The organism is Streptomyces sp. 7R007, from assembly GCF_054850255.1.
On record NZ_JBTWMV010000003.1, the window covers coordinates 78,090 to 102,650 of the forward strand.

Annotated in this window: 21 protein-coding genes; 8 read left to right on the forward strand and 13 right to left on the reverse strand. The window is 71.3% G+C overall.

Annotated features, from left to right (window positions below; all coding sequences use genetic code 11):
- Positions 1 to 86 precede the first annotated feature (86 nt).
- Positions 87 to 953, forward strand: a complete 867-nt coding sequence (locus ACYF6T_RS05410) for a helix-turn-helix transcriptional regulator (protein WP_461693834.1) — start codon at positions 87 to 89, stop codon at positions 951 to 953.
- 45 nt (positions 954 to 998) lie between these two features.
- Complete coding sequence (locus ACYF6T_RS05415; RefSeq protein WP_461693836.1) at positions 999 to 1,730, forward strand: type 1 glutamine amidotransferase family protein; 732 nt, start codon at positions 999 to 1,001, stop codon at positions 1,728 to 1,730.
- Between the two features lie 128 nt (positions 1,731 to 1,858).
- On the opposite strand, the gene ACYF6T_RS05420 is transcribed toward ACYF6T_RS05415, so the two are convergent.
- Positions 1,859 to 2,899 (reverse strand): NAD(P)-dependent alcohol dehydrogenase, encoded by a 1,041-nt coding sequence (locus ACYF6T_RS05420; protein WP_461693837.1) that lies wholly within the window; start codon positions 2,897 to 2,899, stop codon positions 1,859 to 1,861.
- Positions 2,900 to 3,069: 170 nt separating this feature from the next.
- On the opposite strand from ACYF6T_RS05420, the gene ACYF6T_RS05425 reads away from it, so the two are divergent.
- A complete protein-coding gene (locus ACYF6T_RS05425) occupies positions 3,070 to 3,969 on the forward strand; it encodes a helix-turn-helix domain-containing protein (RefSeq protein ID WP_461693839.1) in 900 nt (299 codons plus the stop codon).
- Here ACYF6T_RS05425 and ACYF6T_RS05430 read toward each other — a convergent pair.
- Together ACYF6T_RS05430 and ACYF6T_RS05435 are read right to left on the reverse strand one after the other, a co-directional pair.
- Entirely contained in the window at positions 3,966 to 4,907 is a 942-nt protein-coding gene (locus ACYF6T_RS05430; protein WP_461693841.1) for a 2-hydroxyacid dehydrogenase, read from the reverse strand. The genes ACYF6T_RS05425 and ACYF6T_RS05430 overlap by 4 nt on opposite strands.
- Positions 4,904 to 6,082: a pyridoxal phosphate-dependent aminotransferase gene (locus tag ACYF6T_RS05435; protein ID WP_461693843.1), complete on the reverse strand. Its 1,179-nt coding sequence runs from the start codon at positions 6,080 to 6,082 to the stop codon at positions 4,904 to 4,906. The genes ACYF6T_RS05430 and ACYF6T_RS05435 overlap by 4 nt, the downstream gene beginning before the upstream one ends.
- Positions 6,083 to 6,469: 387 nt before the next feature.
- Here ACYF6T_RS05435 and ACYF6T_RS05440 point away from each other — a divergent pair, with 387 nt between their 5' ends.
- Positions 6,470 to 7,390 (forward strand): helix-turn-helix domain-containing protein, encoded by a 921-nt coding sequence (locus ACYF6T_RS05440; RefSeq protein WP_461693844.1) that lies wholly within the window; start codon positions 6,470 to 6,472, stop codon positions 7,388 to 7,390.
- Positions 7,391 to 7,455: 65 nt separating this feature from the next.
- Entirely contained in the window at positions 7,456 to 7,956 is a 501-nt protein-coding gene (locus ACYF6T_RS05445) for an N-acetyltransferase (protein WP_461693846.1), read from the forward strand.
- A 101-nt stretch (positions 7,957 to 8,057) separates the two neighbouring features.
- On the opposite strand, the gene ACYF6T_RS05450 is transcribed toward ACYF6T_RS05445, so the two are convergent.
- The 5 genes from ACYF6T_RS05450 to ACYF6T_RS05470 all read right to left on the reverse strand — a co-directional run bounded on the left by ACYF6T_RS05450 (position 8,058) and on the right by ACYF6T_RS05470 (position 15,751).
- A complete protein-coding gene (locus tag ACYF6T_RS05450) occupies positions 8,058 to 11,369 on the reverse strand; it encodes a S8 family peptidase (RefSeq protein ID WP_461693848.1) in 3,312 nt (1,103 codons plus the stop codon).
- 209 nt (positions 11,370 to 11,578) lie between these two features.
- Entirely contained in the window at positions 11,579 to 12,262 is a 684-nt protein-coding gene (locus tag ACYF6T_RS05455) for an ABC transporter ATP-binding protein (RefSeq protein WP_461693849.1), read from the reverse strand.
- Positions 12,263 to 12,308: 46 nt separating this feature from the next.
- The gene (locus ACYF6T_RS05460; RefSeq protein ID WP_461693850.1) at positions 12,309 to 13,778 is read right to left on the reverse strand and encodes an ABC transporter permease; all 1,470 of its coding nucleotides are present in this window, start codon (positions 13,776 to 13,778) and stop codon (positions 12,309 to 12,311) included.
- Positions 13,779 to 13,913: 135 nt separating this feature from the next.
- On the reverse strand, positions 13,914 to 15,164 hold the full coding sequence (locus ACYF6T_RS05465; protein ID WP_461693851.1) for a L,D-transpeptidase: 1,251 nt from the start codon (positions 15,162 to 15,164) through the stop codon (positions 13,914 to 13,916).
- 230 nt (positions 15,165 to 15,394) lie between these two features.
- Entirely contained in the window at positions 15,395 to 15,751 is a 357-nt protein-coding gene (locus ACYF6T_RS05470; RefSeq protein ID WP_461693852.1) for a hypothetical protein, read from the reverse strand.
- Between the two features lie 109 nt (positions 15,752 to 15,860).
- Here ACYF6T_RS05470 and ACYF6T_RS05475 point away from each other — a divergent pair, with 109 nt between their 5' ends.
- Positions 15,861 to 16,166, forward strand: a complete 306-nt coding sequence (locus ACYF6T_RS05475; protein ID WP_461693853.1) for an LPXTG cell wall anchor domain-containing protein — start codon at positions 15,861 to 15,863, stop codon at positions 16,164 to 16,166.
- 42 nt (positions 16,167 to 16,208) lie between these two features.
- Complete coding sequence (locus ACYF6T_RS05480; protein ID WP_461693855.1) at positions 16,209 to 17,018, forward strand: hypothetical protein; 810 nt, start codon at positions 16,209 to 16,211, stop codon at positions 17,016 to 17,018.
- Between the two features lie 42 nt (positions 17,019 to 17,060).
- On the opposite strand, the gene hutH is transcribed toward ACYF6T_RS05480, so the two are convergent.
- The 3 genes from hutH to ACYF6T_RS05495 all read right to left on the reverse strand — a co-directional run bounded on the left by hutH (position 17,061) and on the right by ACYF6T_RS05495 (position 20,736).
- Complete coding sequence (gene hutH / locus ACYF6T_RS05485) at positions 17,061 to 18,599, reverse strand: histidine ammonia-lyase (RefSeq protein ID WP_461694185.1); 1,539 nt, start codon at positions 18,597 to 18,599, stop codon at positions 17,061 to 17,063.
- A 98-nt stretch (positions 18,600 to 18,697) separates the two neighbouring features.
- Entirely contained in the window at positions 18,698 to 19,846 is a 1,149-nt protein-coding gene (locus ACYF6T_RS05490) for a GGDEF domain-containing protein (protein ID WP_461693857.1), read from the reverse strand.
- An 89-nt stretch (positions 19,847 to 19,935) separates the two neighbouring features.
- Complete coding sequence (locus ACYF6T_RS05495) at positions 19,936 to 20,736, reverse strand: enoyl-CoA hydratase/isomerase family protein (RefSeq protein WP_461693858.1); 801 nt, start codon at positions 20,734 to 20,736, stop codon at positions 19,936 to 19,938.
- 998 nt (positions 20,737 to 21,734) lie between these two features.
- Between ACYF6T_RS05495 and ACYF6T_RS05500 the strand changes: the two genes are divergently transcribed.
- Positions 21,735 to 22,250, forward strand: coding sequence for a hypothetical protein (locus tag ACYF6T_RS05500; RefSeq protein WP_461693860.1), 516 nt, complete (start codon positions 21,735 to 21,737; stop codon positions 22,248 to 22,250).
- 205 nt (positions 22,251 to 22,455) lie between these two features.
- Here the strand turns inward: ACYF6T_RS05500 and ACYF6T_RS05505 are convergent, their stop codons facing one another.
- Both ACYF6T_RS05505 and ACYF6T_RS05510 read right to left on the reverse strand, forming a co-directional pair.
- A complete protein-coding gene (locus tag ACYF6T_RS05505; RefSeq protein WP_461693862.1) occupies positions 22,456 to 23,541 on the reverse strand; it encodes an adenylate/guanylate cyclase domain-containing protein in 1,086 nt (361 codons plus the stop codon).
- A 71-nt stretch (positions 23,542 to 23,612) separates the two neighbouring features.
- On the reverse strand, positions 23,613 to 24,473 hold the full coding sequence (locus ACYF6T_RS05510) for a biotin--[acetyl-CoA-carboxylase] ligase (RefSeq protein ID WP_461693864.1): 861 nt from the start codon (positions 24,471 to 24,473) through the stop codon (positions 23,613 to 23,615).
- Positions 24,474 to 24,561 lie beyond the last annotated feature (88 nt).

The window sequence follows — 24,561 nt, forward strand, 5'->3', positions numbered from 1 at the left end:
GCCGGCCACGGTCCCCCGGCCGCCGGTCCGCCGCCAGGGACAGCCGATACCACCCACGGGAGCCCCACGGGACGGGAGGAGACGCCATGGCGAGGCAGGAGCTGGCCCGCTTCCTGCGGGAACGCCGCGCGGGTCTGAGTCCGCACGAGGCCGGCCTGCCGGCCGGCGCCCCGCGCCGCACGCCCGGGCTGCGGCGCGAGGAACTGGCGGAGCTGGCCCATATGTCGGTCGACTACTACGTACGCCTGGAGCAGGCCCGCGGACCGAGACCGTCCGCCCGCATCCTGGACGGGCTGGCGCGGGCCCTGCGACTGACCGCGGCCGAGCGCGACCACCTCTTCCGCCTGGCGGGATCGCCCACGCCCCCGGGCGCACGGTACGTGCGACGGGTACGGCCGCACGTGGTCCGGATGCTGGAGCGGCTGCCGGAGACCGCCGCGATCGTCACGGACGCGGCGTACGGGCTCATCGCCTGGAATCCGCTGGCGCAGGCGGTGTTCGGCGGGGACCTCGGGCACGGGACGACGAACCTGGCCCGGCGGCGGTTCCTCGGCGAGGGGCGGATGTACGAGAGCTCCAGCGCGCAGGAGTTCGGGGCGATCGTGGCGGCACGGCTGCGCCGGGCCGCCGACCGTTACCCGCACGACCCCGCGCTCGCCGCCCAGCTGGCGGAACTGCGCGCGGGCAGCGAGGAGTTCCGGCGGCTGTGGGAGTCGCGGCCGGTGCACGCGCCCGGCCACCGCACCAAGACGGTCGACCACCCGGCGGTGGGCCCGCTCCGGCTGAACTGCGATGTCCTGCTCGTCCCCGAGGACGACCAGGAAGTCGTCCTCGTCACGGCGGACCCGGGCTCGGCGTCGGCGCGGGCGCTGCGCGAGCTGGCCGCCGTGAGCGCCTCCGAGGACCCGGCGCCGCCCGGGAAACCCGTGGCGTCCGGCGCCCGTCTTCCGTAGCGTCTGCCCTCTTGTGCAAGCGGCGTCCATGGGGGGGTTTCACCGATGAGCAGTCATACGTTCCTGATCGGCGGCGGCTGGGACGCGACGGCCGCGTCCGACGTCTACGGGCCCTTCCTGCGGGCGGCTTCGGCGCCGGCCCCGCGCGTCGGGGTCGTCGTGCTCGACGAGGGGGACGGCGCGGAGCAGTTCGGGCGCTACGACGCCGTCCTGCGCAAGGTCGCCGACTGCACGCCCGTACCGCTGCTCGTGCCGCTCGGCGACCGGTTCGACGCCGGCCTCGTGGCCGGCCTGGACGGGCTGTTGGTGTGCGGCGGGCTGACACCCGCGTACCAGGAGGCGTTCGCGGACGGCCGGCTCGCCTCCGTTGTCACCGACTCGGGCATCCCGTACGCCGGTTTCTCGGCGGGGGCGGCGCTCGCGGCGCGGCGGGCCGTGGTGGGCGGATGGCTCGACGGGGGCGTCCCGGTGTGCCCCGACTTCGCCGCCGAGGACCTGGAGGAGGTCGAGGTCCGCGACGGGCTCGGGCTCGTGCCCTTCACGGTCGACGTGCACGCCGCCCAGTGGGGCACGCTGACGCGGCTGGTCACGGCGGTCGGCAGGCACCGGCTCGCCGGGGGAATCGCCGTGGACGAGAACACGCTGGTGGCGGTCGACCCGGACGGACGGGCGCGGGTCGCGGGGCGGGGGCGCGCACACGCGGTACGGCTCGGCGCGGACGGGGAGGTGCTCGTACGGTCGTACGGAACCGGCGAGGAGATCGCCCTCGGCGCCTGACCCCACCGCACGGCCCGGCACCGCCCTCGACGTACGGGCCGACGGGATGCCCTTCCGGCCTCACCGCTCTCGGCGTCGTGTTCGCTGCGACGGCGAAGGGAGCGGTGAGGCCGGGCGGTGGCCAACGGTCAGATGGTCGCCGTGTCGATCACGAAGCGGTAGCGGACGTCACTGGAGAGGACCCGCTCGTACGCCTCGTTGATCTGCTCCGCGCTGATCAGCTCGATCTCGGCGCCGATGCCGTGCTCGGCGCAGAAGTCCAGCATCTCCTGGGTCTCGCGGATGCCGCCGATGCCGGAGCCGGCGAGGGTCTTGCGACCGGAGATCACCGAGAAGAGGTTGAGCGAGATCGGCTCCTCGGGGGCGCCGACGTTGACCAGCGCGCCGTCCGTCTTCAGCAGCGACAGCAGCGCGCCGAAGTCCATCGGCGCGGACACGGTCGACACGATCAGGTCGAAGGTGCCGGCCAGCTCCTCGAAGGTCTTCGGGTCGCTGGTGGCGTGGTAGTGGTCGGCGCCCAGCTTCAGGCCGTCGTCCTTCTTGCGCAGCGACTGCGACAGGACCGTCACCTCCGCGCCCATGGCGTGCGCGAGCTTGACGCCCATGTGGCCGAGGCCGCCGAGGCCGACGATGGCGACCTTCTTGCCGGGGCCGGCGTTCCAGTGGCGCAGCGGGGAGTAGGTGGTGATGCCCGCGCACAGCAGCGGCGCGGCCACGTCCAGCGACAGGCCGTCCGGGATGCGCACGACGTAGTTCTCGTCGACGACGATCTTCTCGGAGTAGCCGCCGTAGGTGGGCTCGCCGTCCTTGCCGACGGCGTTGTAGGTGCCGACGCTGCCGCCGGTGCAGTACTGCTCCAGACCGGCCTTGCAGTTGTCGCACTCGCGGCAGGAGTCGACCAGGCAGCCGACGCCCACGCGGTCGCCGACGGCGAACCTGGTCACACCGGGGCCGACCGCGGAGACGACGCCCGCGATCTCGTGGCCGGGGACCATCGGGAAGATCGCCTCGCCCCAGCCCTCGCGGGCCTGGTGGATGTCGGAGTGGCAGATGCCGGCGAACTTGATGTCGATCAGCACGTCGAACTCGCGGACCTCGCGGCGCTCGATGGTGGTGCGCTCCAGGGGTGCCTTGGCGGCGGGAGCGGCGTACGCAGCAACGGTGGTCATGCCGGGTTCTCCTAGCGGAAGTCACACGCCCGGCTGCCTTCGGACCGGGCATGACGTCGAGCCTGCCGCACCGCTCGGGGTTTCACCCAGCCCACGCTTCTGCCTACGTCCAGCGTTCCTACCACTGACGGGGTCAGGCTGCTGTGCCTACCACCGTGAATACTGGACGCATGGACGAACAGCCCGAACCCGTACAGGAGCCCGCGAGCGCGCTGGACCGGCGGGCCGAGCTCAGCGAGTTCCTGCGCACCCGGCGGGCCCGGCTGAAGCCGGAGGACGTGGGCCTGCCGGACTTCGGGCGGCACCGGCGGGTGCCCGGCCTGCGGCGCGAGGAGCTGGCGCAGCTGGCGGGCGTCTCGGTGGCGTACTACACGCGCCTGGAGCAGGGCAACGGGCGCAACGTGTCGGCGGAGGTGCTGGACTCCATCGCGCGGGCGCTGCGCCTGACGGACGCCGAGCACGCGCACCTGACGCACCTCGCCAAGCCGAAGCAGCACAAGAAGAAGCCGGCCGCACGCAGCCAGCAGGTGCGGGGCGCGCTGCGGCAGCTGCTGGACAGCATCGACGGGGTGCCCGCGTACGTCTCGGGGCGGCGCTCGGACATCCTCGCCTGGAACCGGATGGCGGCGGCGGTCTTCGGCGACTGGTCGGAACTGCCCGTGCAGGAGCGCAACTGGGCGCGGCTGGTGTTCCTGCGGCCGGAGTACCGGGAGCTGTTCGTGGAGTGGGACCAGAAGGCGTCCGACATCGTCAGCTACCTGCGCATGGACGCCGGCTGCCACCCGGACGACCCGCGCCTGTCCGCGCTGGTCGGTGAACTCTCCGTCAAGAGCGAGGAGTTCAGGCGCCTGTGGGCCACCCACGACGTCAAGGAGAAGAGCTACGGCGTCAAGAACCTGTGCCACCCGCTGGTCGGCGAACTGACCCTGTACTACGAGTCCTTCCGCCTGGCCGACGACAGCGAGCAGAGCCTGGTCACCTACCACGCCGAGCCGAACTCCCCCTCGTCCGAGGCCCTCCGCCTCCTGGCCAGCTGGGGCGCCGACGCGACCCGCGCGGGCGCGGTCTAGCAACCCTCGGGCGCCGTCAGGACGTTGGCGGGGCGGCCGGCCAGGTACGAGGTCAGGTTGTGGTGGATCTCGACGAGGTTGGCGGTGCGGGCGGTGTCGGTGTACCAGCCGATGCCGGGGGTCAGGACGACGTTGCCGAGTCCGCGCAGTGCGTCGGCTGCCTCGTCGTCCGCGAGGTCGTCGAGGGCGGCGCCCGCGAGCCGGCCGTCGGTGAGCATCCGGACCAGGGCCGGCTGGTCGACGAGGGCGGCACGGCAGGTGTTGACCAGCACCGCCGTGGGCCGCAGCGCGGACAGCCGCTCGGCGCCGAGGATGTGCCGGGTGGCGGGGGTCAGCGGCAGGTGCGGGGACAGGACGTCACTGCGCCGCAGCAACTCCTCCAGGGACACGGGCGTGATGCCGGGGGCGGGGGCGCCGGTGCGGTTGGTACCGATGACGTGCATGCCGAAGCCGGCGGCGATGCGGGCGACGGCCGTGGCGATGCGTCCCGTGCCCAGCAGGCCCAGCGTCATACCGCCGAGCTGGCGGCCCAGAAAGGGCGGGTAGAGGTGGCTCGCGCCCTCGCGTACGGCCCGGTCGGCAGGCAGCAGGCGGCGGAGGACGGCGAGCAGCAGGGCGAAGGTGTGCTCGGCGACGGCCTGGCAGGAGTAGTCGGGGCAGTGCGCCACGGTGATGCCGCGCGCCCGCGCCGCCACCAGGTCCACGGTGTCGTGGGCGCTGGTCACCAGGGTGAGATAGCGCAGCCGGTCGACGTCGGCGAGCAGGGCGGCGTCGAGGCGGGTCCACTCCACGACGGCGAGGTCGGCGCCGCTGAGCCGGGCCGCGGCGGTGCGCCGGTCGGGCCGGTCGTGGAAGACCTCGAAGTCGCCGAGCTCGGCGAACCTGCGCCGCCAGGTCTCCGGCAGGTAGGTCGGCTCGTCCAGGTACACGATCCTCATGCTGCCCCCCTGCCGTGCGGGACCGGCTCGGCGCTCAGGGCGGCCCGGATCCGCACGCAGGCGGCGGCGAACAGGGCCGGGTCGCGGGCGAGCGCGAAGCGGACGTACCGGGAGCCGGCCCCGGTGTCGTCCCAGTGGAAGTGGTCGCCCGGCAGGATCCCGACCCCCTCCGCCGCGAGCAGCCCCACCACGTCGAGGGCGCCGAGCCCCGGATCGTCGACGTGCGCCCACGCGACGCTGATCGTGCCCCGCGGATCGACGGGGGTCAGCACCGTGCCCCTCAACGCCTGGTTCAGTGCGGTCCTGTTCGTGCGCACCGGCCGGCGCACCGTCGCCTCCAGCCCGCGCGCCGCGGAGTCCTCCAGGTACCCGGTCAGCAGCCGCAGCACGAACGGGCTGACGTTGAGCAGCAGGTCGTTGTGCAGTTCGAACAGCGGCCCGTACAGGTCGGCGCTGGTGGCGAGGATGCTGCACTTCAGGTCGAGGGTCGGCCAGGTCTTGCCGGTGTCCTCGACGCACAGGTAGGAGACGCCGGAGCGGTTGAGGACCGCGTACTGGTCCCACCGCTCGTAGGCGGTGTGGAAGCGGAAGGTCCAGTCGACGACCAGGAGGGTGCCGGTGGCGGCGCACCGCTGGGCGAGGCGCGCGAACCCGGCCCGCGTCAGCGTGAATCCGGTGGGGTTGTTGGGCAGGGTGAGAAACAGCGCCCCCGGCCGGTCCGGTCCGAGCAGCCGGTCCAGGCCGGGGCCGGTGAGGTCGCGCTCCGCGACGGGAGACAGCGCGGTGCCGCGCCGCCGCAGCAGCCCCGGGAGGTTGTCGAAGCAGGGGCTGAGCAGGCCGACGCGGGTCCCGCGGGCGGCGAGGAAGGCGGCGACCAGGTCGATGGACTGGGACGCCGACTGGCACAGCAGGGTGTGCCCCGCGTCCCGCGCGGTGGGTTGTCCGGCCAGCCCGTAGAAGCGGTACCGGAATTCCTTTTCGATCTCCCGCTGGGGCGTTCTCTCGCTCTCCGCGAAAAGCACCGGCAATCGGCTCACAATGCGCTGCTGGAACGGGTCCTGGAACTGGTGGGCGTGACCGTCGGCCAGGTTGAACTCACAGGCCAGGCCCAGATGTTCGTACTGGGTCAGATTCGGCAGATTCGGCGGATTCGGCGGACCGACCGGAGCTGTCACTTGGCTCTTCCCTTTCGGGGCGGGACGGTTGGGCCTGCTGGGGGGTGGACTCCGTCGGCGCATCCTCCCCGCCGGCCAGACGCAGCAGGAGATCATGGACGAGAAGTGCGGCCGTGAGGTATTGCCACACCTCCGGCTGGATCAGCAGGGGAAGCGCCATGATCAGTGCGGAGACCGCCATGGCCAGCCTGCGCCGCACCACGCGCGGCAGCCGCGAACGCCCCCTGGGTCCGGTCATATTCACCTCCACGGCCCTTTGTCGTTTCACGGTACGAGCGGATCTCACGAGTCATCAATCGCCTTCTGTACCGCGAGGACGGCGGCCGTTACCGTCGCTAGCGCGAGGCCCGGAGGAAGCGGCAATCGTCCTGCGTTGGGATAGCGACCATGACCCGTGAACCGCGACCTGTTGTCTTCGAGGCATCTCTGCGCAGCCTGCTGGACAGCCCGGCGCTAGCCGGGAACAGGAAAAAGCTGGCCCGTGCGCTGGGCGTCAACGAGGCGACCATCTCCCACTACCTGCATGGGCGGATCAGGCCCAGCTTCGACACCCTCGTCGGCATCGCCGACTTCTTCAACGTCAGCCTGGACTACGTGGTGTTCGGGGAACGGCCCCGGTTGCGGGCGCCCGAGGACCCGGTCGGGCTGCGGGCCCAGATCCGGCGGGCCGTCGTCGAGTCCAGCGACCTCAGCGGCCGGCACCTGGACATGGTCACCCGGATCAGCCGCAGGCTGGAGGCGAAGATCGACGCCGTCGCCCGGTCCCTCGTCGAGGAGAGCGAGGGCTGGGGGCCGGTCGGGTTCGTCACCGACGCCGAGGCGATCGGGCTGGAGGCGTGCATCACCCGGATGCGGATCATGACCCGGATGTTCCAGTCGGACGTCCAGGACGGCGAACCGGGCGCGTTCTTCGAGGTCGTCTCCGCCAACCTGCTCTCCGGGCGCCCGTACCACTACCTCCTGTACGGCGAGCGCGACTCCTGGCTGCCCGCCGTCGAGTCGTTCCGCACCCTGGTGACCCGCAGCGGCGTTCCCGTGGAACTCGCCCAGGAACTGCTGCAGTTCCGCGTTCTCGACCAGGAACTCGTCAGCTCGGTGTGCATTCTGGATCTCGATCTGCCACTGGTCAGCCGCCAGGAGCCGATCCTGCTGGAACGCCACCGGGACAACATCTCCCCCGAGGGAATCTGGGCCTATATGTCCATCGAACGCGCGGACGCCCAGGGAGGCGTGACGATCGAACCGCTGTACCTGGAGTCGACGCTGCGCCAATTCACCCGGGACTGGGCGGTCGCGCGCCCCCTTTGAGCCTGTGCGCCACTATGCTGGGGGACTCGCGAAAATCCTCACGCCTCACCATGGAGTGTCGTCGGATGAACCAGCCAGCGGACACGAACGCCGGAAACAGCAGCCCGGCGGACCCGCCCTTCGTGCCCGCGGATTTCGAGGTCCCCGGCGGATACCGCGACGACACATTCCGCCTGGTCCCGCTGCGCCCCACGCACAACGAACGGGACTACCGCGCCTGGACCACCAGCATGGAACACATTCGGCGCACCCCCGGATTCGAGACATACGACTGGCCGTTCTCGATGACGCTCGACGAGAACATGAGGGATCTCGTCCAGCACGCGGACGACTTCCGCAGCCGGACCGGATTCACCTATTCCGTGATGGACGAGGAAGACGACGTCATCGGCTGCGTGTACATCTATCCCTCGGGCCGCCCCCGGCACGCTGTGGTCCGCTCCTGGGTGCGGGAGGACCACGCCCATCTGGACGCCCGGCTGCACGACGCCGTCGACAACTGGCTGCGCAAGGCGTGGCCCTTCGCGGACTTCAGCTACGCGCCGCGCTCCAAGGAGTACGTGTGACTCCCAGGAGTCCGTCCGACTCCTGGCACCACGAACACGGACCGCCCGCCGGAGGGAGTTTCTCCGGCGGGCGGTTCGCTGGGGCTGTGTGACGTCTCGGGCTACTTGGCGTAGTACGCGTTGTAGATCGAGATCGTCGACTTGTTGCCCTTCTTGTCGGTGATCTTCGCGTGGAAGGAGATGGCCTTGCCCTTCTCCGGGTTCTTCACCGTGATCTTGCCGTGGACGACGCTGAGCTTCTTCCACGTCTGGCCGTAGTCGTACGAGACGTACACCGACAGCGACTTGAGGTTGCTGCCCTTGGCCGCGCCCTCGACGGTCACCGGGATGCTCACCGTCTTGCCGGCCTCGACGCGGCTGTCCAGGCCCGTGGTCGCGCCGAAGCGGGCCGTGGACGCGGGCAGCTTGGTGAGCGTGGACGCCTTCTTGGAGCGGAAGGTCCAGCTCGCGTCGATCCGGGTGGAGGCCGCGGCCACCTTGACCGTGCGCTTGACCGACGTCGTCAGCTTGTACTCGGCGTCACCGGCCGGGACCTTGAACTCCCCGTCACCGAACAGCGGGTCGTCGTTGGAGCCGACCTTGGTGCCGTTGCGGTACAGGGTGGTGGCGACCGACGTGAACAGCGAGGAGCCGGCGTGGCCCTTGCCGTCGGCGAACAGCGGGACGATGCCGTAGATGCTGTTGCCGTCGCGGTACAGGCCGTAGTCGGAGGTCAGGTGCGGTCCGAAGACGGCGGTGTTGAAGGTCGTCGAGTAGACCTTGCCGCCCTGGTACGCCTGCGGGCTGCCGATCGTGTACCCGGCCTCGGTGATCGGGAAGCCGTCCGCGTCCTTGCCGCCGTACTGCTCGAACTCCAGGTCCCACTTGACCCCGTTGACGGTGGACAGGTGGAGCTTGCGGGTGCCCGGCAGCTTCTGCTCGATGCCGATCGCGGAGGCGCCGCTGCTGACCGGCAGCCAGCCCAGCGCGCTGACCGCACCGGTCTTGTTGCTCGCCGCCGCGCCCATGCCGACCTTCACCGTGGCCAGCTCGGACGCCTTCCAGTGCTTGGTGTAGCCGGTGGCGAGCTGCTTGACGACGCCGCCGGTGGTGGCGTCGAACTCCTCGTCGTCACCCTTGGTCCAGTGGCCGTCCCACGACTGGGTCAGCGAACCGTCGGTGATCTGCGGACCGAGGCCCTTGGTGCGGAAGTTGTCGTACGAGTCCAGCCACCAGCCGAAGCCGAAGCCGCTGTCGGCGGTCGTGATGTCGTACTCGGGCGCGACGAACACCGACTTGGCGGCCGCGTCCGGGACCGTGATGTCGACCGGCTTCGCGGTGCGCGCGTCCAGCGTGATCGTCTGGTCCTTGGTGACGCTCAGCTTGGGCTGCGCCAGCCAGTCGACGCCCTTGGTGATGTCCTCCGGGTCGACGAAGACGCTGGTGTCGAGGATGTAGCCGCCCTTGGGAACACGGGCGACGACGGTGCCGGAGGCGTCGTACGGCGAGTAGAACTTGCCCTTGCCGAGGCCGGAGACGCCGGCCAGGGTGGTGCTGTAGTACTTCGCCGGCTGACCGTCACGGCCGATGAACTTCAGCGTGACGTCGTACGACTCCACCTCGCGCTGCACGGCCGCGGCCGTACGGACCGTCTGGCCGCCGCCCGTCGCCGTCACGTACGCGGAGTACGCGCCGTCGAGCGTGCCGCCCAGCTTGGTGTTGACGGTCAGGTCCACGGCGGCCTTGCCGCCCGCCGGGACGGTCACCTTGGTCGCGCCGAGCTTGAAGAAGCCCGCCGGGGCCGCCTGGCCCTTGGGATTGGTCGCGGCGACGGCCAGGTCCAGCGTGACGTCCTTCGTACCGAGGTTGCGGTACGTCACCTGCTTGGTGACCGGCTTGTCGTCGGTGTGCGGCCACTGCTGGGTGCCGAAGCTCACCGACACCGGGTCGGCGATCACGGACTGCTTGATGGCCTTGTCGACGGCGATACGCCCCGAACCCTGCTGGTACGGCGTGTACGTGCCGCCCTTGGCGGAACCGGTGAGCGCGCCCTTGAGCTCGGCGAACTTCCAGTCCGGGTGCTGCTGCTTGAGCAGCGCCGCCGCGCCCGCCACGTGCGGGGTCGCCATCGACGTACCCGAGATGGTCAGGTAGCCGGGCGGGTTCTCGCCGACCTCCTTGTCGATGACGCTGCCCGGGGCCGCGGCCGCGGTGATGTCCACGCCGGGGGCGGTCACGTCGGGCTTGATCTGCCCGTCGAGGCCGGGACCGCGGCTGGAGAAGGAGGCCAGCTTGTCGTTGTCGTCGACCGCGCCGACGGTGAGGGCGTCGGCGGCGCTGCCCGGGGAGCCGATGGTCTCCTCGCCGAAGTCGCCGTCGTTGCCGGCGGCGATGGCGAAGAGGACGCCCTTCTGCTCCGACAGCTTGTTGACCTCGGCCTCGAGCGGGTCGATCTCCGGGGTGTCGCCGCCGCCCAGGCTGAGGTTGACGACGTCGGCGCCCTGCTCGGCCGCCCACTCCATGCCGGCCAGGATCTGCGAGTCGTCGCCGTAGCCGTCGTCGCTCAGCACCTTGCCGTTGAGCAGCTTGGCGTCCGGGGCCACGCCCTTGTACTTGCCGTTCGACTTGGCGCCGGTGCCGGCCGCGATGGACGCGACGTGCGTGCCGTGGCCGAACTTGTCGGTGGCGTCGGGCGAGGTGGAGAAGTTCTTCTCGGCGATCACCTGGCCCTTGAGGTCCGGGTGGGTCGCGTCGATGCCGGTGTCCAGGACGGCGATCTTGACGCCCTTGCCGGTGTAGCCGGCCGCCCACGCCTTCGGGGCGCCGATCTGCGGCACGGACTTGTCGAGGCTGGCCTTGCGGACGCCGTCGAGCCAGACGTGCGCGATGCCGGAGGCGGTCTTGTCGCCGTTGGTGACGGCGTCCCACAGCTCGGGCGCGTCCTGCTGCGGGGTCTGCACCGCGTCGGCGTTGAGGGCCTTGAGGCTCTCGCGCAGCTTGCCCGCGTCACGGACGTCGGCCTTGGCGGCGCTCGCGGCGCCCTGGTAGCCGACGATGACCTTCAGGCCCTGCTTCTGGGACTTGCGGGTGGTCGCCTTGTTGAGCTCGGTGACGTCGAAGAGGCGCTGGTCCACCTTGCCGGTGGCGATGAGCCGGGCGACGTCGGCGGGTATGACGAGCGTGTGCCCGTCCGCCTTGCGGATCTGTACGGGTATGTGCTCGCGGCCCTTGGCCGGCTCCAGGCCGACGACCCGGCCCTTGGCGTCGACGGCGACCCGGTCACCCGTGATCAGCGTGACGCGGTGCTTGGCGGCGAGGGACGCCTTGGCGGCGGCGCTCGTCTGCTCGGGCTTGGCCTGCGCCGGGCTGGTCATTCCCGCCGCGAGGGCCACGGCCGCGGCGGCCGCGATCGTGCCCGCGCACGCCTTTTTCACTTGTCTACGCAAAACTCCCCCTAGCAGAAGGTCCGGGCGAATTCCCCGTTCACCCGGCCGGGGGTGGTCCCGCACGCATGAACGCGCGCACCCCCCGGGATACGCAGTATGCCGGGGGGTGATCAGGCCCTCAATAGATGAGAGGAGGGTGAGAGCCAACCTTCACGGTTGTTACGTGCCCGCAGGAAAGCCGTTACCGTTCCGCCGGGTCACGTACCCGCGTTCTCCTTGACGGTGAGCTTGCCCTTGCGGATCGTCGCCAGCCGCGGGGCCTTCTTCGCGATCGCGGAGTCGTGGGTGACCATGATGAAGGTCAGCCCCAACTCCTTCCACATCCGCTCCAGTACGTCCATGATCTCGTCGCGCATGGACTCGTCGAGGTTGCCGGTGGGCTCGTCCGCGAGCAGCACCTTCGGCTGCTTGACGAGCGCCCGGGCGATGGCGACGCGCTGCTGCTGGCCGCCGGACATCTCGGAGGGGAGGTGGCCGAGCCGCTCGCCGAGACCGACCGACTTCAGCGCCTCGGCGGCTCGTTCGCGGCGGTCCTTCACCTTCACGCCGAGCGGTACGAGAGCGGTTTCCACGTTCTCCTGCGCGGTGAGCGTGGGGATGAGGTTGAAGGACTGGAAGACGAAGCCGATGTTCTCGCTGCGGACCCTGGTCAGCCGGGCCTCGGAGAGCTTGGCCAGGTCGGTGCCGTCCAGGACGACTTCGCCGGCCGTGGGCCGGTCGAGGCCGCCGAGCATCTGCAGCAGGGTGGACTTGCCGCCGCCCGTGGGGCCCTGGATGACGAGGCGGTCGCCGTCGCCGATGGTCAGGTCGACGCCGTCGAGGGCGTTGATGGTCTCCTTGCCGCGGGTGTAGCGCTTGGTGACGCCTCTGAGTTCGTACATGGTGGGTCAACTCCTGGGATGCGTAAGGGGGTTCACTGACCGTCGGCTACTCGACGCGGCGCAGCGCATCCGCCGGGCGCAGCCTCGACGCCCGCCAACCGCCGAACGCACCCGCGATCAGGCCGCCGGCCACCGCCAGGCCCACCGCGATGGCGACCGTCGTCACGCTCACCGGAGCGGTGAGGGCGACGTCGAGGGTCCTGGCCGCCGCGCGGCCGGGGCCGCCGAAGCCGCCGCCACCGCCGGGGCCGCCGCCGAAGCCGCCACCGCTGCCGCCGCCCAACTGGGCCTGCAGGGTGGGGCTGATGGCCGTGACGACGTACGCGCCCGCCAGGCCGAGCGCGATGCCGAGCGCACCGCCGAGCAGACCGTTGACCATGGCCTCGCCGACGACCTGCCGGGTCACCCGGCCCGACTTCCAGCCGAGCGCCTTGAGCGTGCCGAACTCGCGCACCCGGCGGGAGACGGCCGAGGAGGTGAGCAGGCCGGCCACCAGGAAGGCGGCGACGAGGACCGCGATGGACAGCCACTTGCCGACGTTGGTGGCGAGGGAGGACGCGGTGGACAGCGAGCCGGAGACCGTGTCGGCGAGGTCGGCGGAGGTGGTGACCGTCGTACCGGAGACGTTCTTCTGGATCGCGGACTTGACGGAGCTGATCTTCTTGGAGTCGGCCGCCTTGACGTAGATCGTGGTGACCTTGTTCTTCGAGTCGCTGAGGGTCTGCGCCTGCTTCAGCGGGATGTAGACGTTCGCGGCCGCGTCACCGCTGTCGGCGGTGGCGATGCCGACGACCTTGAACTTGACGCTCTTGATGGTGATCGTCGAACCGACCTTGTACTTCTTCTCCTTGGCGTACGCCGAGTCGACGACGGCGACCTTGGCGTCGGTCTCGCTCGACTTGAACGTACGGCCGCTGGTGATCTTCGACGAGGTCAGCGGGCCGAGGGCCGGCTTGGTGACGTCGGTGCCGTAGACGGAGTAGTTGTTGACGTCGAAGTTGGCGCCGCCGCCCTGCACCTCGCCCTGGGGCTGTCCGGTGCCGCCGCCGTTGCCGCCGGGGAAGCCCTGCTGGTTGCCGCCGTTCTGGTTCTGCTGGAACTGGCCCCGGGTGAACTGGCCGCTCACCTTGATGACCTGGAGGCTCAGCCCGCCGACGGCGTCCGAGACGCCGCTCTGCGAGCCGACCTTGGACACGGTGGTCGTCGACAGGGTCTGGAAGCCCTGGACCATGACCCGGTCGCTGCTCTGCGTGGAGTCGGAGTCGTTGTCCTGCGCGTCGAACTGGAAGCGGGGACGCTGCGAGGAACTGGCCGCGGGCGCGGCGGCCTTGGTGACCGTCATGTCCGTACCGAGGCCGTACAGCGACTGCAGGACCTTGTCCTGTGCCTTCCCCATCCCGGAGGACACGGAGTTGACCACGATGACCAGCGCGATACCCAGCGCGAGGCCGGAGGCGACGACGAGCGCTGCCTTTCTGCGGCGGCGCAGTTCGCGCCTCAGGTAGGTGAAGAACATGGCCGCAAGGTAGGGACGGCGCGTGATGGCTCCATAAGGCCCATATAAGAGATGCATGAGAAGGCTGTGCGGGGGGCCTGAAACACCGATGCCGCCCCTGGGGGCGGCATCGGAAAGCTGTGGACCGGCGGTGCGTCAGAGGGCCGAGCCGGCCTTCCAGTCGGACCAGCTCAGGTTCCAGCCGTTGAGGCCGTTGTCCGGGGCCACCGTCTTGTCGCCGGTGTGGGAGACGACCACGACGTCACCGATGATCGAGTGGGTGTAGAACCAGTAGGCGGGCGTGCCGGTGTCGTTGGCGCCCTTGGTGTCGGACAGGCCCACGCAGCCGTGGCTGGTGTTGACGCTGCCGAAGATGGACTTGGCGCCCCAGTAGTTGCCGTGCACGAAGGTGCCGGAGTTGGTCAGGCGGATGGCGTGCGGCACGTCCTTGATGTCGTACTCGCCCTTGCCGTCGCTGTCGGTGAAGCCCACGGTCGCGCCGTTCATGCGCGTCTCCTTGTACTTCTCCGACATCACCATGATGCCCTCGTACGTCTTGTTCTCCGGCGAACCGGCGGAGATCGGGATGGTCTTGATGACCTTGCCGTCCTGCGTGACCTTCATCTGCTTGGTCTTCGCGTCGACGTAGGAGATCTGGTTGCGGCCGATGTGGAAGGTGACCGTCTTCTGCTGCACGCCGTAGACACCGGAGGCGCCCTCGACGCCGTCCAGCGCGAGCTTCAGCGTGACGGTCGAGCCCTCCTTCCAGTAGTCCTCGGGGCGGCAGTCCATGCGGTTGGCGTTGAACCAGTGGCAGACGACCTCCTGGCCGCTGCTGGAGGAGACCGTGATGCCCTTCTGGACGGCGGCCTTGTTGGTGATCGCCTTGTCGAAGTTGATCGACACCGGCATGCCCACGCCGACGGTCGAGCCGTCCTCCGGCGTGAAGGTGCCTATGAAGCTGTTGGCCGGGGAGACCGTGGTGAACGAGGCGTTCTCGTGGGCGACCAGACCGCTGGAGTCCTTCGCCGTGGCCGCCACCTTGTAGGTGGTCGAGCGCTCCAGTTGGACGCTCGGCTTCCAGCTGGTCTTGTCGGCGGACAGCTGCCCGGAGACGGCGGTGCCGTCGGCTGTCGTCATCGTCACGCTCGTCAGCGTCCCCTTGCTGACGGTGACGGCGGCGGAGTTGTTGATGGACGCGTTGGTCGACCCGTCCTTCGGCGTGATCCTGATCTCGGCCTGCGACGACTTCTTCGCCGCCGCCTCGTCGGCCTTGGCCTGCGAGGTGTCGTTGTTCCCGCTGCCGGAGGCGTTGTCGTCGCCGCCGGAACAGGCCGAGAGCACCAGCATCCCGCCGAGCAGTGCGGACGCGACCGTCAGGCCCTTGCGCCGCTTACTGTCCGTCATCACACGCTTCTCCATCGTTGCCGAATTCCCCAGAACCCCGAGAGTCCCCGTTGGCGGACCTCTGAACCACAGAACGTCAGCCGTCAACGCACTAGAACGCTACGACCGGTCGCTCCCGTTCCACATGCCCGGGAGGTGTGGGGCACGCCACTGTCCGCCCGTCCCCGGGGCGGAGACGACGAGACCCCGGACGGCGGGTGCCGGCCGGGGTCTTGCTGGTCCCGGGCCGCTCAGGCGACGCCGCCCGTCCCCTCGTCCTCGTCGTCATCCTCCTCGACATCATCGTCGTCCAGGTCCCAATCCGGCGAATCCGGGTCGTAGTCGATCTGCTCGCTGGACCAGGAGGCCTGCGCGAGTTCCACCCCGGGCACCTCGCTGACCAGGTCGAACGGGTCCACCAGATACGCCAGCGCCTCGGCCGTGTCTTCGGTCACAGCGCTCTCGGCGTGCGCCCGCTCCTCGTCCGGCAGCTCCGGATCGCCGGCGATCCGCCCCAGCGCCGCCCCGGTCAGGGCCTCGGTGTCCTCGACCTCGACGACGAGTTCCACGCGAAGGCGCACAAAACGTGATGTCTCTTCAGTGCTCATGGCGGGAGCGTACGGCCCAAACCTCCCGTGACTTTCCCGTGACCCACGTCTTTCACTAACATCGCTCCACACGGCCAATTCGCCAGTGCCACAAGGGGATCGATATTCCGTGTCATCCGCTCGCCGTCCGTTGCTGACCGCCACCGCCGCGGGAACCCTCCTGTGCGCCCTGTGGTTCGTCCCGTCCGCCAACGCGACCCAGGACAGCCCGGTGAGAAGTCAGCCCTCGGCGAGTGCGACGACGCAGGCCAGGGCCACTACGGAGGACACCTCGGCGACCGCCCGGGACGAGACCCAACTCGCCGACACGGGAAGCTTCGACACCACTCCGTACGTCGTCGGCGGCACTCTCTTCCTCACGCTGGGTGCCGGTTTCGTCGTCTATTCGGTACGCCGGGAACGTCTCGGGTTTTGAACTCGCTTGACGTTTCCTTGAACCGGACTTCATAGTCCGTTCATGAAGAGATCATCGGGGGCGCGACGCATAGGCGCCACGGCCGGCGTGAGCGCGCTGTCGCTCGCCCTCATCACGGGTTGCGGTTCGGACTCCGGCGACGACGCCGGGAAGCCCGCCGCGAAGGCGTCGGCGTCGACGGCCGCCGCGAAGGCCTACAGCGAGGCCGAGTTGGACAAGCTGATCATCAGCGCGGCGGACCTCGACGGCTACGACGTCCAGGCCGCCGACTCCGGCGACCGCTACGTCGACTCCAAGGACAAGATGACGGTGGCGGACGCCGCCTGCGAGCCGATCGCCTACGTCCTGTCCGGCTTCGCGCCCGGCGACGAGCGCGCCTACGTCAACCGCATGGCCTCCGAGAAGGCCGCCACGCCCACGGCCACGGGCACCTCCGACGAGGACCTCGACGCGGCCATGGACGGCCTTGAGGACATGCTGGGCTCGACGGTCACCATCGTCTCCCTGTCCTCCTACGACGGTTCGGGCGCCGAGGAGACGATGAAGGCGGTGTCGGACGCGGTGAGCGGCTGCGCCGGCGGGTTCACGCTGTCGGCGAAGGGCGAGGACACCGAGAAGTTCACGAAGGTCGCCGCCGAGAAGTCCTCGGGGACGGGCGACGAGTCGGTGGCGTTCGCGGCGACCGGCGAGGTCGACGGCGGCGACACCACGACGGTGCACGCGGAGGTCGTCCGGCACGGCTCGACGATCGCCACGTACTACTCGCTCAACCTGGCCGCGCTGGCCGGCGAGAAGAGCACCTACACGATCCCCGCCGAGGTGATCAAGGCCCAGTCGGCGAAGCTGACGTGACGCACCGGGGCCCCGCGCCGTCTGCGCAGGGCCCCTCGCGCTTCAGCGCAGCGGGCCGGTGACCTTCTCGACGGCGGCCAGCAGCCCGCCCTCGCGTACGAAGGCGTCGGCGGCGGCGAGGTCGGGGGCCAGGAAGCGGTCCGGGCCCGGGCCCTGGACGCCGGCGGCCCGGGCGGCCTCGATGACGGCCCGGGAGGCGGGCGCCGGGGTCAGGCCCTCGCGCAGCTGGATGGCGCGGGTGGCGGCGTACAGCTCGATCGCGACGACCCGGGTGAGGTTGTCGACGGCCGTGCGCAGCTTGCGGGCGGCCGACCAGCCCATGGAGACGTGGTCCTCCTGCATGGCGGAGGACGGGATGGAGTCCGCGGACGCCGGGACGGCCAGCCGCTTCAGCTCGCTGACCAGGGCGGCCTGCGTGTACTGGGCGATCATGAGCCCGGAGTCGACGCCGGCGTCGTCGGCGAGGAACGGCGGCAGCCCGTGGCTGCGGTTCTTGTCGAGCAGCCGGTCGGTGCGGCGCTCGGCGATGGAGGCGAGGTCGGCGACGGCGATGGCGAGGAAGTCGAGGACGTAGGCCACCGGGGCGCCGTGGAAGTTGCCGTTGGACTCCACGCGCCCGTCCGGCAGCACGACGGGGTTGTCGACGGCGGAGGCCAGCTCGCGCTCGGCGACCAGGCGGGCGTGCGCCATGGTGTCCCGGCCGGCACCGGCGACCTGCGGGGCGCAGCGCACCGAGTAGGCGTCCTGGACGCGCGGGGCGTCGTCCTGGTGGTGCCCGGTCAGGCCCGAGTCCTTCAGTACGGCGAGCATGTTGGCGGCGGAGGCGGCCTGGCCCGGGTGCGGGCGGATGGCGTGCAGCTCGGGCGCGAGGACCTTGTCCGTGCCCAGCAGGGCCTCCAGGCTCAGCGCGGCGGTGACGTCGGCCGACTTGTACAGCAGCTCCAGGTCGGCGAGGGCCATGACGAGCATGCCGAGCATGCCGTCGGTGCCGTTGAGGAGGGCGAGGCCCTCCTTCTCGCGCAGTTCGACGGGGGCGATGCCGTGCGCGGCGAGCAGCTCTCCGGCGGGCCGCACGACGCCGTCCGGTCCCTCCGCCTCGCCCTCGCCCATCAGGGTCAGGGCGCAGTGGGACAGCGGCGCGAGGTCGCCGGAGCAGCCGAGGGAGCCGTACTCGTGGACGACGGGGGTGATGCCGGCGTTGAGGACGTCGGCCATGGTCTGCGCGACCTCGGGGCGCACGCCGGTGTGCCCGGAGCAGACGGTCTTCAGCCGCAGGAACATCAGAGCCCGTACGACGTCCCGCTCCACGCGCGGCCCCATGCCGGCGGCGTGCGAGCGGACGATGTTGCGCTGCAGCTGGGCGCGCAGCTCCGGGCTGATGTGCCGGGTCGCCAGGGCGCCGAAGCCGGTGCTGACGCCGTAGACCGGGTCCGGCTTGGCCGCAAGGGCGTCCACGATCTCCCGGGCCGCGGCGAGCGCCGCCACCGCCTCCTTCGACAGTTCGACCCGCGCGCCACCGCGCGCCACGGCGAGAACGTCGTCCGCGGTCACCCCGGACGTCCCCACCACCACAGTGTGCATATCCATATTCAGGAGCGTACGCAGTGAAGACGGCGGTGTCACTACTGGGTGGGGGTTACGCCCCTTACATCGCGGAACGTCATCGGCCCCGGCCGCCTTCAGGGCTGCCGCCCCCGGAAGCGGCGTCGCTCGACCTCCCCCTCCCCGGAGGGCTCGTCCGCCAGGCGTACGACGGGGTCGTCGGGGCCCTGCCGGCCGGCGACGACCGGCGCGGGCGCCCGTTCCGCCTTCGCCCGGTACTGGGCCGCGTCCGCCAGTCTGAACAGGCGGCGGGCCGAGCGCACCGGCCCGATGGGGTCCGAGGTGCAGGCGACCCCGCAGGCGACGCCCTCGCCCAGCTCCAGCTCCGCGGCGCGGCGGCACAGTTCGTCGGCCGCCTTGACGACCTCGTCGGCGCTCGGCCCGACGGCGAGAAGGCAGAACTCGTCGCCGCCGAGCCGCGCGGCCAGCGTGCCCGGCAGCATGGCGCCGCACAGGGAGAGGACCGAGCCGAAGCGTTCCAGCAGGCGGTCGCCGACGGCGTGCCCGCGGGTGTCGTTGACGCGCTTGAGGCCGTTCAGGTCGCACACGACCAGGCTGACGACCGTGCCGTCCGCGCGGTGCCGCTCGATGGCCTCGTCCAGCCGGGCGTCCACGGCGCGCCGGTTGGCGAGACCGGTGAGCGCGTCGGTGTAGGCGAGCCGCCGCACCTCCTCCAGGCGCTCGGCCTGGGCGATCCCGGCGGCGACCACCGAGGCCAGCACCGTGGCGAAGTCGGCGTCGGCCCGCCCGAACACCGCCTCCCCGGCCGGCCGGGCCACGTACAGCTCGCCCCAGGCCCGTCCGTTCAGCACGATCGGCGCGACCACGCAGCAGCCGCGGCCGCGGCGGCGCAGGGCGGCGACGCGCTGGTGGACGTAGCCCGGGCGCCCGCCGGCGGCCGGGCCCTCGGCCGTCTCGACCCAGGCGTTGGGCTCGCCGCCGGCCGCCCAGCGCTCGTGCAGGAACTCGGTGATCTCCGGGAACTGGTGCACCGGGTACGACTCGTCGTCCGGGAACTCCCGCTCCCCCTCGGCCCGCTCGCCGACGTTCACGAGGACCCGCAGCCGTCCGAGCTCGCGCTCCCACACCGACAGCGCGGCGAAGCTCCCGCCGAGCGCCCGGCACGCCCCGGCCGCCGCCGCGCGCCACGCGTCGCGCGAGCCGTGGGCCGCCGCCATGCCCTGCGCCAACGCCACGACGGCCGCCAGCCGGTTGTCCTCACCCATCACTCCAGGTTAGGGAGGTTTGGACTGTTTCGTACGTTTGGTACGGCGCTGGGGTGACCGCGTGCCCACGCGGCGGCGGGACCGGTGTGTCACTCCCCCGGCCACCGCGGCTTGCGCTTCTCGTTGAACGCCGCCACTCCCTCCGCCCGGTCCCCGGAGAACGCCACCGACCGCCACGCCGCGTCCTCGACCTCCAGCCCGGCGCGCAGATCCAGGCCGTGCCCGAGCCGCAGCGCCCGCTTGGCCGCGCGCAGGCCGACCGGCGAGTTCGCGGCGATGCGGGAGGCGAGGGCGAGGGCCTGCGCGGTGTCCTGCCCCTCCTCCACCAACTCGTCCACGAGCCCGAGCTCCCGCGCCTCCGCCGCCTCCAGCCGGCGCGCCGTGAAGATCAGCTCGGCGGCGCGGGCGGCGCCCACCCGGCGGGGCAGCAGCTGCGTGCCGCCGCCGCCCGGGATCACGCCGACGGACACCTCCGGCAGGCCCACCACGGCCGTGCGGTCGGCCACGATCACGTCGCAGGACAGGGCGAGCTCGAAGCCGCCGCCCAGGGCGAAGCCGTGCACGGCGGCCACGGTGGGCACCGGCAGCTCCAGGACGCCGGTGTAGGCGGCCCGCGCGACGGGGCGCTGGCGCAGCAGGTCGGCGTCGGTGAAGGAGTTGCGCTCCTTCAGGTCGGCGCCGACGCAGAACGCCCGCTCGTGCGTCGAGGTCACCACGACGACCCGTACGTCCCGGTCGGCGCCGAGTGCGGCGCAGGCGGCGGCGATCGAGCGGGCCATCTCGGTCGAGACGGCGTTCATGGCCTTGGGCCGGTCGAGGGCGAGCTCGGCGACATGGCCCTCGCCATGCCGCCGCACCAGCACGAACTCCCCGAACCGCTCCTCACTCATGGCACCCTCCGGTCAACGCGTTAACGCCGGTTAACGACGACTTGCCCCGATCATCGCAGCCCCGGCACGCGGAGGGAAGGCCGGTTCCACCCTCCCCGGCCGACTCCCCGGCCGACAACCCGTTCGAGTGACATCCCACCCAACTCCCCTCCGACGTCCCACACGACCGCATAACGTGCGTCCGCCACGGCGCACCGGGGGCGCGAGCGCATCGGGGAGGGGTCACGATGACGGAAACGGCATTCCGAACGCCGAACAACCGACACACCCAGAGCTCGACGACCGGCACGCCGGGGACGGGCCGCACCAGGCCCGACCAGGAGACCGCCCACCAGACGGCTGAGACACCCCGAACGCAAGACGACACCACCCGGAAGACCCCGAGGAACATCCACACCGAGGGAGACGAAAGCGACCGGGGGCCAGCGAAAGCCAACCGAACGGAAGACGTGAACGCCCCGGGAACAGCGGAGACCATCCGGACCGGGGCTGCGAACACCCTGCAAGCGGCAGGGAGCGCCCAGCAAGGGGCAAACGGCATTCCGGCCGAAGACAGGAACGCCGGGCAGGTCGCGCAGCTCACGCAGCCCGAAGACGGAGAGACCCGGCAGGTTGGGCAGAGCACCCAGCCCGAAGACGGGAATGCCGGCCAAGTCGCACACAGCGCCCAGCACCAAGAGGAGACCGCCCGACCGGTTGGGCAGGACGCCCAGCCCGAAGACGAGACCGCCCGGCAAGTTGCGCACAGTCCCCAGCCTGAAGACGGGGATGCCCGACAAGACCCCCACAGCCCCCAGCCACGAGACGACATTGCCCGGCAAGTCGCTCACAGCGCCCAGCACCAAGGCGGGGACTCGCGGTGGGTTGTGGGGAGGCTGGGTCTTGGAGGGGATCGGGGTGTGGAGGAGGGGGGTGGACGGGGGCTCGATCAGGTCGTTGGGGCGCGGCTCTTCGGGGGGCGGCTTCGGGGGCGGCACCGTAGGCCCCGGCCCCGCAAGGTGCTGCTCGCCGCGGGCGGGGTCGCGTTGGCCGCCGGGGTGCTGAGCCTGGTGCGGCTGGCGCCGGAGTCGGGGGTCGGCGGCGGTGGCGCCGCGGAGGCCGAGCCCCGGCCGGACCAGGGACCCGGCGCCGACCGGTCGGCCGGTGTCGCCGCCACCGTGCCGGCCGTGCCGCGGGTGAGCCCGTCCTCGACGTCGGTGATGGGCGGGGCGACCACGCTGCCGAGCGCGGACTCCACCCTCGTATCCCTGCCGCCCACGACCACCAGCCCGGCGGCCACGGCAGGGACGGCGGACAGCGCGCCCGGCCCCGCGACCACGACGCTCCCCGAGGCCCCGGACACCCCGGCCCCCGAGCACACCGCCCGTCAGCCCGCCCCGACGACCGCAGCACCGCAACCGGCCCCGGACCCGAGCCACACCACTCCCACGGCCCCGCCCACGCAGCAGCCCAAGGACCCCGGCGTCTGCGTACCGGTCGTCGGCCTGTGCGTGGGCCTCGGACAGCACACATGAAGCCCCGGACCGCACAGGTGCCCGCTCGGCCGGCACAGGTGACCACTCGGGCAGCGCTGGTGCCTGCTTGCGTCGCGCTCGTCGCGCTAGTGACTTCAGTGACTGCTTGCGCAAGCGCCAGTCGCTCATCGAGACGCGCCGTGATCCACCACGCAGCCCACGTCCCTGCTCGGGCCGCACAGTGAAACCGCCAGGCCACGAGGGACTACGGCGTCGTCCCGCCCCGTCGGCTCAGTAGCCACGGTTCGACCACGCCCAGGCCGCGCACCGGGCGTTGCCACATCGGCTGGAGTGCGAAGCGGTACGTCGGCGGCTCCTCGCCCTCCTTCTCCGCGGTCGCCGCCTCCTCCGCCGCGGCCGCCTCCGAGGCCGGCGCCTCCCCCACCCGGATCAGCTCCTCCGCGAACGCGCTGTCGACGAGGACGGCGTCCCGGGGAGCTATCGAGGTGAGCCGGGAGGCGAGGTTGACCGTCGTACCGAAGACATCGCCCATCCGGGTGGTCACCGTGCCGAAGGCGATGCCGACGCGCAGCTCCGGCATGGTCTCGTCGTTGGCCATCGTCTCGATCAGCCGCAGCGCGATCTCCGCCGCGACCGCCGCGTCGTCGGCCGCGTACAGCACCTCGTCACCGAGCGTCTTGATGAGCCGTCCGCCGTGCGCGGCCACCAGGTCCGCGGCGGTCGTCTCGAAGGCCTCGACGAGTTCGCCGAGCTCCTCCTCCTCCATCCGGCGGGTCAGCCGCGTGAACCCGACCAGGTCGGCGAAGCCCACCGCGAGCCGCCGGTCCACCATCTCCTCGTCGTCGGCGGCCTGCACCACCCGGCCCGCGGAGGCGGCGAGCTGGCGGCGCCAGACGTAGACGAGGAACTCCTCCAGCTCCGGCAGCAGCAGCTCGATGATCGGGTACGTCACCTCGGTGCGGGTCATGCCGGGCTCGGGCGGCTCGGTCAGCCCCTCCAGGAAGGAGTCGATCTGCCACTCCGCCAGCCGCGCCGTCGTCTGCCCCGTGGACCGCGCCACCTGCACCGCCATCGCCTCGCTGAGCAGCCCCGCCTCCACCAGACCGGCCAGCCGGCGCAGCGCCAGCACGTCGGCCTCCGTCAGCGCCTTGGCCTGCCCGATGTCGGCGAAGCCCATCGCCCGCCAGAAGCGGGACGCCAGCTCCATGGAGACGCCCGCGCTGCGGGCCGCCTGAAACGGGGTGTAGCGCCGCTCGGCGCCCAGGATGAGCTGTTCGAGGCGCAGGGCGAGGGGATCCTCGCCCTGGTCGGCGGTGTCGTCGACGGTCACGCCTGTTGCCCTTCCGATCTGCCGCGGTCAGGTATCGACCGGGCTCAACTGTACGGCAGGTGTGCGGTAGCTCACGCCGGTCGCAAGTGGACGATGTCGCCCGCTCCCACCGGCGCCTGGACGCCGTCCGCCGTCGCGATCACCAGCCTGCCGTCGCCGTCGATCGCCACCGCCTCCCCGGCGAGGGAACGGTCGCCCGGAAGCTCGGCCCGTACCGTTCGTCCCAGCGTCGCGCAGCCCGCCGCGTACGTCTCCTGGAGACCGCTGGCCGCGGGGTCGCCGCCGGCCGTCCGCCAGCGGGTGTACCAGTCCTCCAGGGAGCGCAGGATGCCCCGCAGCAGGGTGTCCCGGTCGGTGCTGACCGCGTTCGCCAGGGCCAGGGAGCCCGCCTGCGGCACCGGGAGCTCCTCGGCGCGCAGGGTGACGTTGACGCCGACGCCGACCACCACGCCGTCGTCCCCGGCGCGCTCGGCCAGGATGCCGCCGGCCTTGCGTTCCTCGCCGCCGACGGTGACCAGGAGGTCGTTGGGCCACTTGAGTGCCGTGTCCACGCCGGCCGCCCGGGACAGTCCCGTGGCCACCGCCACGCCGGTCAGCAGCGGCAGCCAGCCCCAGCGGGCGACCGGGACCCCGGCGGGCCTGAGCAGGACGGAGAAGAAGAGGCCGGAGCGGGGCGGTGCCGTCCACTGGCGGTCCAGGCGGCCGCGGCCGGCCGTCTGCTCCTCGGCGACCAGCACCGACCCCTCGGCCGCCTTGCCGGCGTCCGCCAGGGCCACCAGGTCGGAGTTGGTGGAGCCGGTGCGCTGCACGATCTCCACCGCGCGCCACAGGCCGCCCTCCCGCACGAGCCCGCGGCGCAGCGAGGCGGCGTTGAGCGGCGGACGGTCCAGGTCGGACCAACGGCTGTCGTCTGATGCATCTCGCGGCGTCATGCAAGCCACCCTAGGTGTGTGAAACGCCGCACTGCTGATTCGTATCGTCACCACTACTCTACGGATGAGTAACCGTCCCCCCTTTTGA

Bases quoted from the DNA above. Each gene is read 5' to 3' on its own strand.
- ACYF6T_RS05410 (WP_461693834.1), top strand. From the start codon at position 87: ATGGCGAGGCAGGAGCTGGCCCGCTTCCTGCGGGAACGCCGCGCGGGT.
- ACYF6T_RS05415 (WP_461693836.1), top strand. From the start codon at position 999: ATGAGCAGTCATACGTTCCTGATCGGCGGCGGCTGGGACGCGACGGCC.
- ACYF6T_RS05420 (WP_461693837.1), bottom strand. From the start codon at position 2,899: ATGACCACCGTTGCTGCGTACGCCGCTCCCGCCGCCAAGGCACCCCTG.
- ACYF6T_RS05425 (WP_461693839.1), top strand. From the start codon at position 3,070: ATGGACGAACAGCCCGAACCCGTACAGGAGCCCGCGAGCGCGCTGGAC.
- ACYF6T_RS05430 (WP_461693841.1), bottom strand. From the start codon at position 4,907: ATGAGGATCGTGTACCTGGACGAGCCGACCTACCTGCCGGAGACCTGG.
- ACYF6T_RS05440 (WP_461693844.1), top strand. From the start codon at position 6,470: ATGACCCGTGAACCGCGACCTGTTGTCTTCGAGGCATCTCTGCGCAGC.
- ACYF6T_RS05445 (WP_461693846.1), top strand. From the start codon at position 7,456: ATGAACCAGCCAGCGGACACGAACGCCGGAAACAGCAGCCCGGCGGAC.
- ACYF6T_RS05455 (WP_461693849.1), bottom strand. From the start codon at position 12,262: ATGTACGAACTCAGAGGCGTCACCAAGCGCTACACCCGCGGCAAGGAG.
- ACYF6T_RS05460 (WP_461693850.1), bottom strand. From the start codon at position 13,778: ATGTTCTTCACCTACCTGAGGCGCGAACTGCGCCGCCGCAGAAAGGCA.
- ACYF6T_RS05465 (WP_461693851.1), bottom strand. From the start codon at position 15,164: ATGACGGACAGTAAGCGGCGCAAGGGCCTGACGGTCGCGTCCGCACTG.
- ACYF6T_RS05470 (WP_461693852.1), bottom strand. From the start codon at position 15,751: ATGAGCACTGAAGAGACATCACGTTTTGTGCGCCTTCGCGTGGAACTC.
- ACYF6T_RS05480 (WP_461693855.1), top strand. From the start codon at position 16,209: ATGAAGAGATCATCGGGGGCGCGACGCATAGGCGCCACGGCCGGCGTG.
- hutH (WP_461694185.1), bottom strand. From the start codon at position 18,599: ATGCACACTGTGGTGGTGGGGACGTCCGGGGTGACCGCGGACGACGTT.
- ACYF6T_RS05490 (WP_461693857.1), bottom strand. From the start codon at position 19,846: ATGGGTGAGGACAACCGGCTGGCGGCCGTCGTGGCGTTGGCGCAGGGC.
- ACYF6T_RS05495 (WP_461693858.1), bottom strand. From the start codon at position 20,736: ATGAGTGAGGAGCGGTTCGGGGAGTTCGTGCTGGTGCGGCGGCATGGC.
- ACYF6T_RS05510 (WP_461693864.1), bottom strand. From the start codon at position 24,473: ATGACGCCGCGAGATGCATCAGACGACAGCCGTTGGTCCGACCTGGAC.